Annotated in this window: 13 protein-coding genes; 4 read left to right on the top strand and 9 right to left on the bottom strand. The window is 62.8% G+C overall.

The features are described 5' to 3' along the window. Positions 1 to 30: 30 nt before the first annotated feature. Together ACFUOZ_RS09200 and ACFUOZ_RS09195 are read left to right on the top strand one after the other, a co-directional pair. Positions 31 to 1,359 carry a NosD domain-containing protein gene (locus ACFUOZ_RS09200; RefSeq protein WP_377547072.1) on the top strand — a complete coding sequence of 443 codons (1,329 nt, stop codon included), beginning with the start codon at positions 31 to 33 and terminating at the stop codon, positions 1,357 to 1,359. Positions 1,360 to 1,440: 81 nt separating this feature from the next. Beyond that, complete coding sequence (locus tag ACFUOZ_RS09195; protein WP_377547070.1) at positions 1,441 to 1,971, top strand: GNAT family N-acetyltransferase; 531 nt, start codon at positions 1,441 to 1,443, stop codon at positions 1,969 to 1,971. On the opposite strand, the gene ACFUOZ_RS09190 is transcribed toward ACFUOZ_RS09195, so the two are convergent. Both ACFUOZ_RS09190 and ACFUOZ_RS09185 read right to left on the bottom strand, forming a co-directional pair. Then, a complete protein-coding gene (locus ACFUOZ_RS09190; RefSeq protein ID WP_377547068.1) occupies positions 1,968 to 4,103 on the bottom strand; it encodes a glycogen debranching N-terminal domain-containing protein in 2,136 nt (711 codons plus the stop codon). The genes ACFUOZ_RS09195 and ACFUOZ_RS09190 overlap by 4 nt on opposite strands. A 42-nt stretch (positions 4,104 to 4,145) precedes the next feature. Then, complete coding sequence (locus tag ACFUOZ_RS09185) at positions 4,146 to 5,219, bottom strand: glycosyltransferase family 4 protein (protein ID WP_377547066.1); 1,074 nt, start codon at positions 5,217 to 5,219, stop codon at positions 4,146 to 4,148. Positions 5,220 to 5,348: 129 nt separating this feature from the next. Here ACFUOZ_RS09185 and ACFUOZ_RS09180 point away from each other — a divergent pair, with 129 nt between their 5' ends. Continuing rightward, positions 5,349 to 6,047 carry a DsbA family oxidoreductase gene (locus tag ACFUOZ_RS09180; RefSeq protein ID WP_377547063.1) on the top strand — a complete coding sequence of 233 codons (699 nt, stop codon included), beginning with the start codon at positions 5,349 to 5,351 and terminating at the stop codon, positions 6,045 to 6,047. A gap of 97 nt (positions 6,048 to 6,144) precedes the next feature. Here ACFUOZ_RS09180 and ACFUOZ_RS09175 read toward each other — a convergent pair whose 3' ends face one another. The 5 genes from ACFUOZ_RS09175 to ACFUOZ_RS09155 all read right to left on the bottom strand — a co-directional run bounded on the left by ACFUOZ_RS09175 (position 6,145) and on the right by ACFUOZ_RS09155 (position 12,153). Then, positions 6,145 to 7,683 carry an alpha-N-arabinofuranosidase gene (locus ACFUOZ_RS09175; protein ID WP_377547061.1) on the bottom strand — a complete coding sequence of 513 codons (1,539 nt, stop codon included), beginning with the start codon at positions 7,681 to 7,683 and terminating at the stop codon, positions 6,145 to 6,147. Between the two features lie 48 nt (positions 7,684 to 7,731). Beyond that, positions 7,732 to 8,628, bottom strand: a complete 897-nt coding sequence (locus ACFUOZ_RS09170) for a carbohydrate ABC transporter permease (RefSeq protein ID WP_377547059.1) — start codon at positions 8,626 to 8,628, stop codon at positions 7,732 to 7,734. A gap of 2 nt (positions 8,629 to 8,630) precedes the next feature. After that, positions 8,631 to 9,578, bottom strand: coding sequence for a carbohydrate ABC transporter permease (locus tag ACFUOZ_RS09165; protein WP_377547056.1), 948 nt, complete (start codon positions 9,576 to 9,578; stop codon positions 8,631 to 8,633). A gap of 36 nt (positions 9,579 to 9,614) precedes the next feature. Beyond that, positions 9,615 to 10,949: an extracellular solute-binding protein gene (locus ACFUOZ_RS09160; RefSeq protein WP_377547054.1), complete on the bottom strand. Its 1,335-nt coding sequence runs from the start codon at positions 10,947 to 10,949 to the stop codon at positions 9,615 to 9,617. Between the two features lie 205 nt (positions 10,950 to 11,154). Further along, entirely contained in the window at positions 11,155 to 12,153 is a 999-nt protein-coding gene (locus tag ACFUOZ_RS09155) for a LacI family DNA-binding transcriptional regulator (RefSeq protein ID WP_377547051.1), read from the bottom strand. A gap of 120 nt (positions 12,154 to 12,273) precedes the next feature. Between ACFUOZ_RS09155 and ACFUOZ_RS09150 the strand changes: the two genes are divergently transcribed. After that, on the top strand, positions 12,274 to 12,969 hold the full coding sequence (locus tag ACFUOZ_RS09150) for a TetR/AcrR family transcriptional regulator (RefSeq protein ID WP_377547048.1): 696 nt from the start codon (positions 12,274 to 12,276) through the stop codon (positions 12,967 to 12,969). A 25-nt stretch (positions 12,970 to 12,994) separates the two neighbouring features. Here ACFUOZ_RS09150 and ACFUOZ_RS09145 read toward each other — a convergent pair whose 3' ends face one another. After that, positions 12,995 to 13,639, bottom strand: a complete 645-nt coding sequence (locus ACFUOZ_RS09145; protein ID WP_377547045.1) for a LytR C-terminal domain-containing protein — start codon at positions 13,637 to 13,639, stop codon at positions 12,995 to 12,997. A gap of 58 nt (positions 13,640 to 13,697) precedes the next feature. Then, positions 13,698 to 13,997 carry a type II toxin-antitoxin system VapB family antitoxin gene (locus tag ACFUOZ_RS09140; RefSeq protein ID WP_144661451.1) on the bottom strand — a complete coding sequence of 100 codons (300 nt, stop codon included), beginning with the start codon at positions 13,995 to 13,997 and terminating at the stop codon, positions 13,698 to 13,700. Positions 13,998 to 14,017 lie beyond the last annotated feature (20 nt).

Here is a 14,017-nt window from a genome sequence, read left to right as displayed (position 1 = left end):
CCTCATCACCTGAAAGGGGACCCACACAGCATGTCCAGCAGCAACTACTACGACGTGACCACCTGGCCCGTCGGCGACCCGTCCAAGGATGTCGGCGAGGTCATCAACAGCATCATCGCCGACGTCAAGGAACGCCAGAACGCCACAGACGTGAACGACGGCGGCAAGCCCGGTGCCGTGATCTACTTGCCGCCGGGCGACTACCGCCTGCGCACGCAGGTCCTGATCGACATCAGTTTCCTCAGGATCCAGGGCTCGGGCCACGGTTTCACGTCTTCCAGCATCAGGTTCAACGTTCCCAAGGACGAATGGCCCGATCTCCATGAGCTGTGGCCCGGTGGCAGCCGCGTGTTGGTTGATCTTCCTGCTGCTGACAGCTCGGACCCGGCCAGCGGGGCCGCCTTCCGTGTTGAGCGTGCGGGCAGCCCCCGGATCAGTTCCGTGGAGTTCGCCAACTTCTGCATCGACGGGCTGCATTTTGCCCCGGACGGCTCAGACCTGCCGGCGGAGAATACCTATGTCAACGGCAAGACCGGGATCCACGTTGCCAGCGCCAACGACTCTTTCCGCGTCAACGAGATGGGCTTCATCTACCTCGAACACGCCCTGACCATCCACAACGCCGATGCCCTCTCCATCCACAACAACTTCATTGCCGAGTGCGGAAGCTGCATCGAATTGCGCGGCTGGGGTCAGGCTTCGAAGATCACGGACAACCTGATCGGAGCGGGATTCAAGGGCCACTCGATCTACGCGGAGAACCATGGCGGACTCCTGGTGACGGCGAACAACGTCTTCCCCCGGGGTGCCAGCAGCGTCCATTTCAGCGGCGTGACGCGCTCCAGTATCACCAACAACCGGCTGCATTCCTTCTATCCGGGCATGGTGGTCCTGGAGCGGAACAGCTCGGAGAATCTCGTGGCCACCAACCATTTCCTCCGCGACCACGAGCCCTGGACGCCGTTCCTCGGGATCGACAATGGGCTGGATGACCTCCACGGCGTCCTCAGCGTAAGCGGGAGCAACAACTCGGTGATCGGCAACCACTTTTCACAGATCATCAATTCGGAACACATCCGTCCGGAAGGCGCGACGCCGGTCACTGTCAGGCTGCGTGAAGGCACAGGCAATTTCGTGTCGAACAACCACGTGGTGGCCCGCAACGTGCACGCCACCGCCAGCGATGACTGCTTCGAGGCCCAGGTGGATGCCCTGCTGACCACTGACGCTGCTGAGGATATGGCCGTGACAGCAGTCCTGGTGGACCCGGAATCGGCGCGGAACACCATCCTCGACTCGGGCCGGGAAACCCAAATCAGCGCAGACCGGGCCGTCAACGCCATCCGGCCCACCCCCTAACGTGGAGTTTTCGTACAGCTAATGCCCTTAAGATGCGTTCTTAGGGGCATTAGCTGTACAAAAACTCGCAAGGGGGAATACGTGGCCGAGACCATTCGCACCGCAACAGCACACGACGCCGGGAAGTTGGCTGAGCTCGCGGCCGTCACCTTCCCGCTGGCATGCCCTCCCGGCTCCTCACCGGCGGACATCCAGGCGCACCTTGAAAAGACGCTCAGCGAAGCCAACTTTTCGGACTACCTCGCCGACGCGAACATCACCATCATGGTGCTCGACGACGACGGGCAGCTCAACGGTTACACCATGCTGGTTGCCAAGCCCACAGGAGACCCCGACGTCGCCTCCGTGCTTTCGGCGCTGCCCTCGACAGAGCTGAGCAAGTGCTACGTCCACCCCGACCACCACGGCAAGGGCGCAGCATCGAGGCTGATCCACGCCTCCCTTGCACTGGCCACGGACAAGGGCGCAGCGGGCGTGTGGCTTGGAGTGAACAGCCAGAACGCCAAGGCCATCCGCTTCTACGAGAAGAGCGGTTTCCAGCGCGTAGGCACCAAGTCGTTCAAGCTCGGCAACACCGTGGAACACGACTTCGTCATGGAGAACAGGCTCTAGCCGAACAGGTCACCGGCCAGGGGCGGCCGCGGATCGTTGCGCAACTGGAGCCCCTCCGGCAGGCCTTCCACCGTCCCGGAAGTGCCCGCCGCCCGCACGGTCAGCCGGGAACTCCCCAGCAGCACATTTTCGGCCGTGAACTCGCCGAATGACGGCGGGAGGATCGGCGCGAGGTGCAGCACATCCCGCGTGAAGTCGGGGTCGAACCGCAGCAGGATCCGGGCCAGTTGCACCGGAGCCGCAGCCGCCCACGCCTGCGGGGAACACGCCGTCGGATACGGGACGGGCTCCGAAAAGTCCCCACGGTCAAAGCCGCAGAACAACTCGGGAAGCTGGCCGCCAAAGTGCTCGGCGGCGTCGAACAGTCCGCTGGCTACCCGGCTGGCTTCGTCCGTGAAGCCGTAGCGCATCAGACCGGTGGCAGCGAGCGCGGTGTCGTGGGGCCAGACAGAGCCGTTGTGGTAGCTGACGGGGTTGTAGGCGCCCATGTCGGAGCCCAGCGTGCGGATGCCCCAACCGGTGAACATCTCCGGAGACATGAGCCGCTCCGCCACCTGCGCCGCCTTGTCTTCATCCACGATGCCCACCCAGAGGCAGTGCCCCATGTTGGACGTGCAGGAATCCACCGGCTGCTTGTCCTTGTCCAGCGCCAGCGCGAAATAACCCTTGTCCGGCAGCCAGAACGTCTTGTTGAAGGCCTCCTTGAGTTCTTCGGCGCGATCCGCGCAACGGCGTTCGACGGCGGTGTCCCCCGCCGCGCGCGCCAACAGGGACCGGCCCACGTAGGCCGCGTAGGCGTAGGCCTGGACTTCGCAGAGTGCGATGGGCGCCTCCGCCATCCGGCCGTCCGCGAAATTGATCCCGTCCCACGAGTCCTTCCAACCCTGATTCACCAGGCCGTGCTCGTTGGGCCTCTTGTATTCGATGAACCCGTCGCCGTCCCGGTCCCCGTACTGCTCCATCCATTCGATGGCCCGGTCCGCGTGGGGAAGGAGGGACTCGATGATGTCATCCCCGAGCCCCCAACGGCTCAGCTCACCCAAGGTTGAGACGAACAGCGGGGTGGCATCGGCGGTGCCGTAGTAGGCCGTGCCTCCCAGTGAGAGTCCCGCGGTGATACCCAGCCTCACTTCGTGCGGCATGCGTCCGGGTTCTTCTTCGGAATCGTTGTCCACTTTGCTGCCCTGCAGTCCGGCCAGGGTCTGGAGCGTGCCTGCGGCAAGGCTCGGGTCCACCATCAGGGACATGTAGGAGGCAAGCAGCGAGTCCCGCCCGAACAGGGCCATGAACCAGGGTGCCCCGGCGGCGATGGCGGCACGGTTGGGGTGTTCGTCGTCGAAAATCCGCAGCGCCCCGAGGTCCCGCTGGCTCTGCTCCAGGACGTCGGTGACGTTCCGGTCGGTGACCGTGACGCGCGGAACGTGTTCCTCCCATTGGGTTTGCCGGCGGGCTCCTGTGCTGTGCTGCAGGGGTGTTCCCACGGTGAAGCGGTCTTCAGGCGCCTCGCCGTTGACCAGGGGCAGGGCAATGATGGTGGTGGACCAATCCTCCCGGGCGGGAATGGTGACGTTGAAGGTCAACCCTTCACTGGTGACTTTTGCCCCTTCCGCCTGGAACAACACCCCGCGCCGCTGGCCGCTGGAGTGCAGCGAATCGATGTGCAGTCCGTCTTCCTGTGCAGCCCTGATGGTCTCCTCTGCGGTTCCCACCCGGCCGCCTTTGACGTCGAAGAGGTCGGCAAGGTCGGCGTCCAGGAGCAGTTCGATGGTGCAGGTGGACGGCGTTCCGGAGTAGTTGGTGATGGTGATGTCATCTCGCAATCCCGAGCCGATGCTGCGCTGGTGCCGGACAAGCAGCGGGCTTTCGAAGCGCCCGTCTTCCGTGCAGGCCCTGCCTACGTATTCGGCCTGGAACGACGCCCGGTTGCGCGCCACAAGGGGCTCCCGGGGTTCGCCGTTGATCCGCAGCACCCAGCGGGAGACGATGCGCGTGTCCTGGTAGTAGGCCCCCTGTGAACCACCGCCATGGATGTCGCCCGAATGCGCGGAAATGCAGAAGGACGAGCCCTCGACCACCGTCACTGCCCCCAGTTCGGAGGCTCCGGCTTCTGTGTCTGCGTTCCAAGCGGTCATATGCCGAGGCTCCTTCGGGGTTGGGGGTTCGGGACCGGCAGCCTAACGGGCCTGCCTTTGATTCTCTTGCACGTAGGCGCTGCCGTGAACCCCTTTGCTGTCGAATTGTTCAAGGACGCGTGAATAAAGGTCCACATGTTCGGCTGCCATGCGCCCGGCGCTGAAGTACTCGTCCACGGAATGCCGGCAGTCCGCCCGATTCAACCGGGCAGCCTCATCCACGAACCCCGCAAGGTGGTGAAGTTCTCCCAGGAAGCCCGTTACTCCGTGCGTGACGATTTCCGGTGCGGCACCCATGGGAGTTGCCACCACGGGCGTGCCCGTGGCCAGTGACTCGATCATGACCAGTCCGAAGGGTTCGGGCCATTGGATGGGGTTGATCAGTGCCGTTGCTCCGCCCATCAGCTCATATTTCTCGGGGTCGGAAAGCTCTCCCAGGAATTCCTCCTGCGGCCCCAGCGCAGGCTCTACGACGTCGTGGAAGAATTCCTGTTCCTCTTTGGCCTGCATCTTGGCGGCTATCTTCAGGGGAACTCCGGCTTCACGGGCAATCGCCACAGCTTCCATGAGGCCCTTGTCCGCGCACATCCGGCCTACAAAGCAAACGTAGCCGCCTTGGCCGCTTCCCACGGACACGGTGGACAGGTCCAGGCCGTGGTGGATGACGGCCGCCACGTTGAGGTCCGGGAGCATGGACCGTTGGTCATGGGAGATCGCGATGATGGAGGTGTCACGTTGCATGGCACGGTACAGTTCCGCGGATTGGTCGGTGAGTTGTCCATGGATGGTGGTGACCACCGGGATATCGTGAGGCCGGTGCGCGTAGAGAGGACCCGCCAGCGTGTGGTCGTGGATGATGTCCACACCGTCCATGCCGCGGTACGCCGTGATGACATGGCTCAGCTCGCTGAGGCTCAGCCCAATTTCCTCCGGGCGGCTGGTGCCGAAACCGGGCATTTGGGGCACCGGGCAAGTGCTGTCCGAAGCTGCTGCCAACAGGACTTCGTGCCCCGCATCAACCAGCCCCCGGGCCAGGCAATCCACCACCCGTTCCGTTCCGCCATAGCGTTCCGGCGGGACGGTAAACCAGGGTCCAACAATGAGTCCGATGCGCATGCGGGCCTCCGCGCATAACCCCCTCTACGGTGGGCTGGCTTCACAACCCACCTCAAGGCTATTCGCGCAGTGAGGAAAATAACAGCTTGTGTTTGGAATGCCCCTGTGCCGTCCAGGGTTGACGAAACCATGAAGATTGAGATCTGGTCAGACGTCGCTTGCCCGTGGTGCTACATCGGCAAGCGCCGTTTCGAGACTGCCTTGGCACAGTTCCCGCACCGCGAATCCGTGGATGTTCAGTGGAAGAGCTACCAGCTGGATCCCTCCGTCCCCGAGCACTATGACGGCACGGAACTGGACTACCTGAGCAAGCGCAAGGGAATGGCTCCGGAGCAGGTCAAGCAGATGTTCGCCCACGTCACAGAGACCGCCAAGGGCGAAGGTTTGGACTACCACTTCGACAAGGTGGTGGTGGCCAACAGCTTCACCGCACACCGCCTCATCCACCTCGCTGCCACCCATGGGAAGCAGGATGCCGCGAAGGAACAGCTGCTCAGCGACCACTTTGAGCACGGCAAGGACATCGGCAACCAGGAGTACCTGCGCGCGCTCGGTGTTTCCCTGGGCCTTCCTGCCGAGGAAGTTGCAGAGCTCTTCAGCACGGACAAGTTCACCGAAGAGGTCAATCAGGACATCAACGAAGCCCGCGCCATCGGCGTGACGGGCGTTCCGTTCTTCGTCATCGACCGCAAATACGGCATTTCCGGCGCCCAGCCGGCCGAGCTCTTCTCCCAGGCCCTGAACCAGGCGTGGCAGGAAGCCAACCCGCTGATCCCGGTGGGCGCCTCCGACGCCGAGGCCTGCGGCCCCGACGGCTGCGCGATCTAAGCAGCCCCCGCCGTCGTGCGTTAACCCAAGTAAGTAACAGCAAACGTCGCAATGAGCGCTCATTGCGACGTTTGCTGTTACTCAGTTGGGCGGGGCGCTAGGCTTTGGCGACCTCAAGCTCGACGACGGCCCAGGACAATGCGGGCAGCGTCAGTCGAAGCTCAGAGCCAGTGGCCTTGACGTTCTCCAAGGGCTTCAAACCCACGCGGTCCTGCTGTTCCTGGCTGTTGATGCTGAAGCGGCCGCCGCCGTCGGGAATTTCCAGGACTTCGGCGCGGACAACCTGCCGGGCGTCGAAGCCGCGCAGTGCGGTCTCGACGTCGGCTGCTTCCTCCAAGCCGCGGTTCGCGAAGAACAAGGCGACCCGGCCGGTTTCCTCGTTCCACGTGGCGCTGACATCCACGAGGTCGGTGTCCCCGAAACGGTCGTTCGAGTACTTGTCAGAATCCACCGCTAGCCGCAGGATCTGGCCCGTGGCGAGCTCCGCCATCCGGGCGAACGGGTGGAAGATGGTCTGCTTCCACGCCGGCCCGTTTTCCTCCGAAAGGATCGGCGCGATCACATTGACCAGCTGTGCCTGGTTGGCGATCTTGACCCTGTCGCCGTGCCGGAGCAAGGAGTTCAGCAAGGTCCCAACCACCACGGCGTCCGTCACGTTGTAGTGGTCCTCGATGACCCGCGGGTGCTCACGCCATGGCCCCTTGACGATGTTGCGCAGCTGATCCTCCGTGTCACGGCCACGCTGGTACCAGACGTTCCACTCGTCGAAGGACAGGTTGATGTGCTTCTTGTGCTTGCCCTTGGCCCGGACAGCGTCCGCTGTGGCAATGACCGACTCGATGAAGAAGTCGGTGTCGACGGCGGAAGCCAGGAAGCTGCCGACGTCGCCTTCTTCTTCGAAGTAGTAGGCGTGCAGGGAGACGTAGTCCACCTCGTCATAGGTGTGCGTGAGGACAGTCTGCTCCCAATCGCCGAACGTGGGCATTCGGGAATTTGAGCTGCCGCACGCCACGAGTTCAATGGACGGATCCACATAGCGCATGGCCTTGGCGGCTTCCTGGGCCAGGCGGCCGTATTCATCGGCCGTCTTGTGTCCGATCTGCCACGGCCCGTCCATCTCGTTGCCCAGGCACCAGAGTTTGATGTCGAACGGATCCTTGTGGCCGTTCTTGGCGCGGAGGTCCGACCAGTAGGTGCCGCCGGAGTGGTTGGAGTACTCCACGATGGCGCGGGCTTCCTCCACTCCCTTGGTGCCCAGGTTGATCGCCTCCATGATTTCCGTGCCGGCCTGCCTGGACCAGTCGACGAATTCATGCAGGCCAAAGGCGTTGGTCTCTACGGTGTGCCAGGCGCCATCCAAGCGGCGGGGCCTGTTTTCGCGCGGACCAATCCCGTCTTCCCAGTTGTAGCCCGAGACGAAGTTGCCGCCCGGGTACCGGATGACGGTGGCGCCGAGTTCCTTGACGAGCTTGAGGACGTCCTGCCGAAAGCCTTGCTCGTCTGCTTCGGGGTGTCCGGGTTCGTAGATTCCGGTGTAGACGCAGCGGCCCATGTGCTCCACGAAGGAGCCGAAGAGGCGGCGGGGTACTTCGCCAACCGTGAAGTCGCGGTCGAGGGTGATGCGTGCGCGGGACATGAATCTCCTTGGATGGTTCTGAAACTGTTGGTCAGCGGTTGGTATCGGTCAGGTTCCGGCGAGCCCTGTAGTGGAAATGCCCTTGATGATCTGGCGCTGGAAGAACAGGAACACCACAATCAGCGGCAGCGCGGCCAGCAGAGCCGACGCCATGTTTTGCGCATACTGCACGCCGTAGGCGCTCTTGATGGTCTGCAGGCCCACCGGAAGGGTCAGCAGGGAGTCGTCATTGGTGGAGATGAACGGCCAGAGGAAGTTGTTCCAGGCGCCGATGAACGTGAAGATTGCGACGGCGGCCAGAATGGGCCGGGACAGGGGCAGGATGATCGTCATGAAAATCCGGATCCGGCTGGCTCCATCCATCACGGCCGCTTCTTCAAGCTCCCGCGGGATCTGGTCGAAGAACTTTTTGAGCACGAACACCATGGCGGGGTGGATGACCTGCGGGAGGATGATGGCCCAGGAGGTATCGATCATCTTGAACGCGAGCATTTGGTAGAAAAGCGGGATCATGAGCACCGGTGGCGGCACAATGATGCTGGCGATAATGGCCACCATCAGCACCTTTTTGCCCTTGAACTCGATCCTGGACAACGCGTAGGCGATGAGGGCGGAGATCACCAGCGTGATGAGCGTGATGGCCGCGGAGGTGTAGAGCGAGTTCCACGTCCAGAGCGGGATGTTGCCGGCTTGGAACACGCTGGCGAAAGCATCGAAGGTAAAGCCCGACGGCGGGATCCAGCTGACCTTCGACGCTGAAGCATCCGCTTCGGATTTGAAAGCGGTGACAGTTGCCCAGGCGAAGGGAACCATCCAGAGGACTGCAAGAACGGCAGCAACCACGACAGCGGCGGTCTTGCCAACAGTCAGTTTCTTGCCTGGCTGACGCAGGACTTGGCCGGAACCGGTACGCGGGAGGGAACGGGTGAGGGTTGTATTTGCCATGGCTATGCGCTCCTGCGACGGGTGATGACGAACTGCAGGGCAGAGACCAGCACGATCAGTCCGAAGAAGATGTAGGAGATGGCTGCGGAGTACCCCAGCCGGTATCCGGTAAACCCGGTTTCGAAGATGTACTGGACCACCGGACGGGTGGAGCCGCCCGGGCCGCCGGCGGTCATCTGGTAAATCTGGTCAAAGACCTTCAGCGAAGCGAGGATCTGGAGCAGCACGATCATCACCGTGGTGGGTGTGAGCTGCGGCAGCGTAATGGAGAAGAACTGCCGCCAGGCGCCGGCGCCGTCCAGCGACGCCGCTTCGTAGTGCTGCGCGGGGATGTTTTGCATGGCGGCCAGGTAGAGAAGGAAGTTGAAGCCCACCGTCCACCAGAGCGTTGCGATCACGATGGACCACATGGCCACGTTGGGATCGTTGAGCCACCCGACCTTCGGGATGCCGAACTTGGAGAGGAAATCATTGATCAGGCCAAGCTGCGGGTTGTACATCCACACAAAGAACATGGACACCACGGTGGAGGCCAGGAGGAAAGGCGCAAAGTAGCTCAATCGCCACAACCATTGGGCCGGAAGGCCGATGTTCAGCAGCGCCGCCATAGCCAACGCAACCAGCACCAGTGGAACCGTGCTGATCACCGTGAAATAGAGTGTGTTGCCCAGGGAACGCCACATCCCGGCGTCGGCAAAGGCCTCGGAATAGTTGGAAAAACCAATGAGGGCGTCGTTGGCGCCGGTCAGGGATTTTCCCGTCAGGCTCATGTAGAACCCGTAAAGGATGGGCCAGACGAGGAACACCAGGAAGAACACGAGGAACGGGGCCGCGAAGGCCCAGCCGCTCAGGTTGTCCCTGCTCCTGCGCAGGGAGGGACCGTTCTTGATGCCGGGGGCAGTTGTTGTCCGTGCTTGGCTGGTCTGCCGGGACACAGTAGAGGAACTCATGAATGACTCCTTTGTCGCTCGGTGTGCGGGTGCCGGTCAGACCGGGTTGGGCCGGAATAGAAGGTCGTTGGTGCGGGCCACGAACCCGTCCCAACCGTCCTGCGCCTTGCTCCGTCCCAGAAGAACGTTCTGGATGAACTCGGCGAAATAGTTCTGCCAGTCCGAGCCGGATCCACTGAACCAGGCCTCGGGGTCGTACTGGATGATCTCGGCCGCATTGGCGTAGTGGACCTGCGGGGTCAGTTCCTTGTAAGCCGGCGACTGCACCACGGGCTGGTACGCCGGGATGTGGCCTGCCTCGGCCCAGGACAATGAACCCTTGAGGATGTCGCTGACGAACTTGTAGGCGTCCTTGCGCTTTTCCTCATCGACTGCGAGCTGCCGGGGAAGGACGAACGAGTGCGAATCGGCGTAGGAAGCAGGGGTTCCGTACAGAGTGGGAATAGTGAGCGCATCAACGGGCAGCTTTGCCTTTTTCATGGTGGGCAGTTCCCAGCCGCCACTGAAAAGCATTCCCGAGTCGCCCCGGACGAACTCGGCAATACCGGTGTTGATGTCGTTGCCCTTGGCCGCGATAGTGTCATCAAAGAGCGTTGCCATGAACTCAAGCGACTCCACGGCTGCATCCCGGTCGGCCTGCATGGGTTGTCCGGGAGTAAGAACGATTTCGGCTCCGTGCTGCTTGTAGAGCGTGTAAAACAGACGCCACATCTGGGAGCCGATATTCAGGTAGCCGAAGGACAAACCGTGGGCTTTGGTGACCTTTTGCATCTCCAGCGCCATGGCCTTGAACTCCGCCGGCGAGCTCACGCCGCCCAACTGGCCATTGCTTTCCAGCAGTCCGGCTTTGCCTGCGATGTCCGTGTTGTAGAACATGATGAAGGGGTGGGAATCCAGTGCCAGGGAGAACACTTTTCCGCTTTGTTGGCTCTTTTCCCAGATGCGCGGCGCAAAGTTCTCCGGGGTTATGCCGTTCTCCGCGAGCAGGCCCAAGTCCCAGGGCTCAATGAGGCCACCGGGGGCATATCCGGGGACGCGGCTTGCGTGCATGATGGCCACTTCCGGGGGGCGGCCACCTGCCGATGCCATGGCGAGCTTGGTGTAGTACGGCGCGCCCCAGGCCAACACCGTGGGGTGGACCTTGAAGCCCGGATTCCCCTTGTTCGCGTTGGCGATCATGGCCTGCATCTTGGTGCCGTCTCCTCCGGAGAGGAGATGCCAGAAATTGATGGTCGGCGTGGATGCGGCTCCTGCTGCGCCGCCACAGCCGGTGAGGCCTGTGGCCAAAAGCCCGCCGCCAAGCAGCGCCGAGCCCGTCAAGAGCTGTCTCCGGGACATACTTCTCCCGGTCAAAGATTCAAACTGCTTCACCCGTCACTCCTTTGGAAGGGTCCGCTGAAAGGAAACACACTGCTGCACTGAAGTCCGGCTCCGGTACGTCTCCTCGCGTGGGTAAAAGGTGGCCCCGGGGTGACGCAGCTCTCACATTACATCGTTGTAATAGGCAGGGCAAGAGAAAATTGTTAGCGCGAACAATTTTACTTATTGGAGGGCTTCAGCGGCTGCTGGAGCAACGTTAGTTGCTGCTGGCCCGCTCTTCGATCGTGTACGGAACAGACACAACGCGCTGGGCATGACCCCTGTCCGCCATGCGCTCGGTGAGCAGTCGCAGCGCCTCGGCGGCAATGGCCCGTTTGTCCACGGACACAGTGCTGAGCGGCGGCACGGCGAACCGGCCGTCAGCAATGTCGTCGAAACCCGCCACGGCAACGTCCTCCGGAACCCGGACTCCCCGCTTCCACAAGGCATTCAAGGCACCCAAGGCCATCGAGTCAGTGAAGCAGAAGATCGCCTCCGGCAGCGGATTGCTCTCGAGGTACCGCAGCAGAGACTCCGCTGCGGAGGCCGGGGTCCATTCTTCACAGGCGATCATCAGCGACTCATCCAGCGGTATCCCCAGCGAGCGCAGTGCTGCTTCATATCCCTGGGCGCGCTGGATGGCCGTGGCCGACTTCCTTCCACGGTTGATGCCGAGGACAGCGATGCGGCGCCGCCCGGGACGGGCGAGGGCCAGAGTCATGTCCCTGGCGGCCGCAAAGCTGTCCACGAATACGCGATCGGCCAGTTCCTGGGACACTTCACCCAGCAGCACCACGGGAGGCAACGCCACACCGACCCTCACGGCGCTTTCATCGAGTACTACGGGATTGAGGATCAGGCCGTCGATCAGGTTGGCCCGGGCGCGAGTCATCAGCTCCTGCTCACGATGCGGGTCGGATCCTGTCTCCTCAATCTGCACACTCCAGCCCTGGGCATGGGCCAACTCGACAACACTTTGGGCGAGCTCCGCAGAAAACGGGGTACCCAGGTTCGGCAGGGCCAGACCGATCACACCTGAGCGGCCATTACGGAGTCCCCGCGCCGAAAGATTCGGGACGTAGTCCAGCTCCTGCATGGCCCGCTCAACCCTGAGCCGCGTAGGTCCGCTCACCGGAACGATTCCGTTCATGACATTTGAGACCGTTTTGGGTGAGACCCCCGCGCGGCGCGCCACGTCCTTGACCGTTGCGCGCAAGACGCCCCCTTGCTGCAATTTTCCGGTTTTTGGTTTTCCGGTTTTCACGATGTTACCGCCCAGTTCTGCAGCTTACGCGCCATGACCCGGTTTGCTGACAGATCGCGGTAAAGTGTCTATATGCCCAGGATCACGGCCGCCACGAACGCTGCCCAACGCGCCGAGACCCAACGTCGGATTCTCACCGCCTTTGGCGAGCTCCTCTTCACCCATGGCCTGCCCGGACTGACCATGACCGATGTTGCCCGGCACGCCGGCGTTGGCCGCACGGCCGTCTACAACTACTACGCGGACATGGAGCAGCTCCTCATCGCTTACGCCTTGGACGAGACCGAGCGCTTCCTCGTGGACCTCCGGGATTCCCTGGCAGCACTCCACAACCCGGTGGACCGTCTGGCACTCTACGTGCGCGCGCAGGTGGAGGACCTCAGCCGCCGGCATCTGCCGCCTGGACCGGCCATGGCCGCGGTCCTCTCCCCCGGCTCCTTTGCAAAGCTCGCAGACCACGTGGGCGAGCTGAATGCCCTTCTCCAGGACATCCTCCAGGACGGCGTGCAGCAGGGTTACCTTCCAGACATCGATGTTGCCCAGCTCGCGCGGCTCATCCACGGCACGCTTTCGGCCAGCGCCGCACGGCGCAACCGGACGCCCGACGGCGAGACGCCCCCGCCGTCCGCGACCTCCGACGTCGGGCTTCTTGCCGCGCAGGAAGCTCAAACCGCCCAGACCGTGCAGTTCATCCAGCTCGGCGCCGGTGCCCGCTTTGACGAAGCGGGCAGGCCGATCCTACTGGCCACCGCCGCACCAACCGTGTAGCACCTGGCGAAAGCCGGTAAGCCTGTCAGCCGGCGGGCCGCGTGGGGATGATGGGCCACTTGGAGTTGTCGGCGATCCGCAATTCCTCGCGCGGGCACATGAGCTTGCCGGGGGTCTGGTCCACCAACTGCGGCTCCACCAGGCCTTCATAACCCGGCGTGATGATCACATCCACCGACTCGTCTTCCCTGTTGTCCTGGAAGTAGTCCGTGCCGGCAAGGTTGCGCTGGATGTTGAAGGCTGCCGCCTGGCCCTTGACCCCGGACACCACCACGCCGATGCCGGAATAGGCGGTGTCGCTGTTGCCCACCGAAGCCACCTTGTAGCCACGCGCAGTGAACTGGTCAGCTACAGTCGCCGCCAACCCACCACGCGAGGTGGCATTCAAGACGTTGAGCTGGACGGTGTCGTTGGGCACGTAGTCGAACGTCGTGGACGGGCAGAGGCTGGAGGGCGCCTTGCTGGCAATAGCCGTCGGGACCTTGATGACGCCGTTCATGATTGCCCAGGCACCTACTGCACCAGCGGCGATCACGCCGAGCAACAACACCAAGACGATTCCGTGGAACAGGCGGCGCCCGAAACTCCCGCGTCGGACCGGGGCGTCGTCGGCAAACGTTGCCCTGAGCTCCGGCCCAGTCACCACGCGATGGCCGTGCAACTGCGTCACATCCTTGGGACGCTTATGTTTTTTTGTCCGGGACTCAGCTTGGTCCAGCCCGGACTGCCTAGCCATCGATCACCAATACACGTGCGTGGATCGCAGTCCTTTGGTGCAGGGCCGTGCGGACCGCCCGGTGAAGGCCATCCTCGAGGTACATCACGCCCTGGTACTGGACCACATGCGGGAACAGGTCTCCGAAGAACGTGGAGTCTTCAGCCAGCAACGCCTCCAGGTCCAGGGTCCGTTTGGTGGTGACCAGGTCATCCAACCGCACAGGGCGCGGGGGCAGGGCAGCCCAGTCCCTGGGCGCGGTGTATCCATGGTCAGGGTACGGGCGTCCCTCGCCCACAGCTTTGAAGATCACCCTGCAAGCCTATGGAAGAT

The sequence above is a fragment of the Paenarthrobacter sp. NPDC057355 genome, assembly GCF_042667405.1.
In the GTDB taxonomy this organism is placed as follows: Bacteria; Actinomycetota; Actinomycetes; order Actinomycetales; family Micrococcaceae; genus Arthrobacter.
This window is presented reverse-complemented; position numbering and strand designations above follow the sequence as displayed.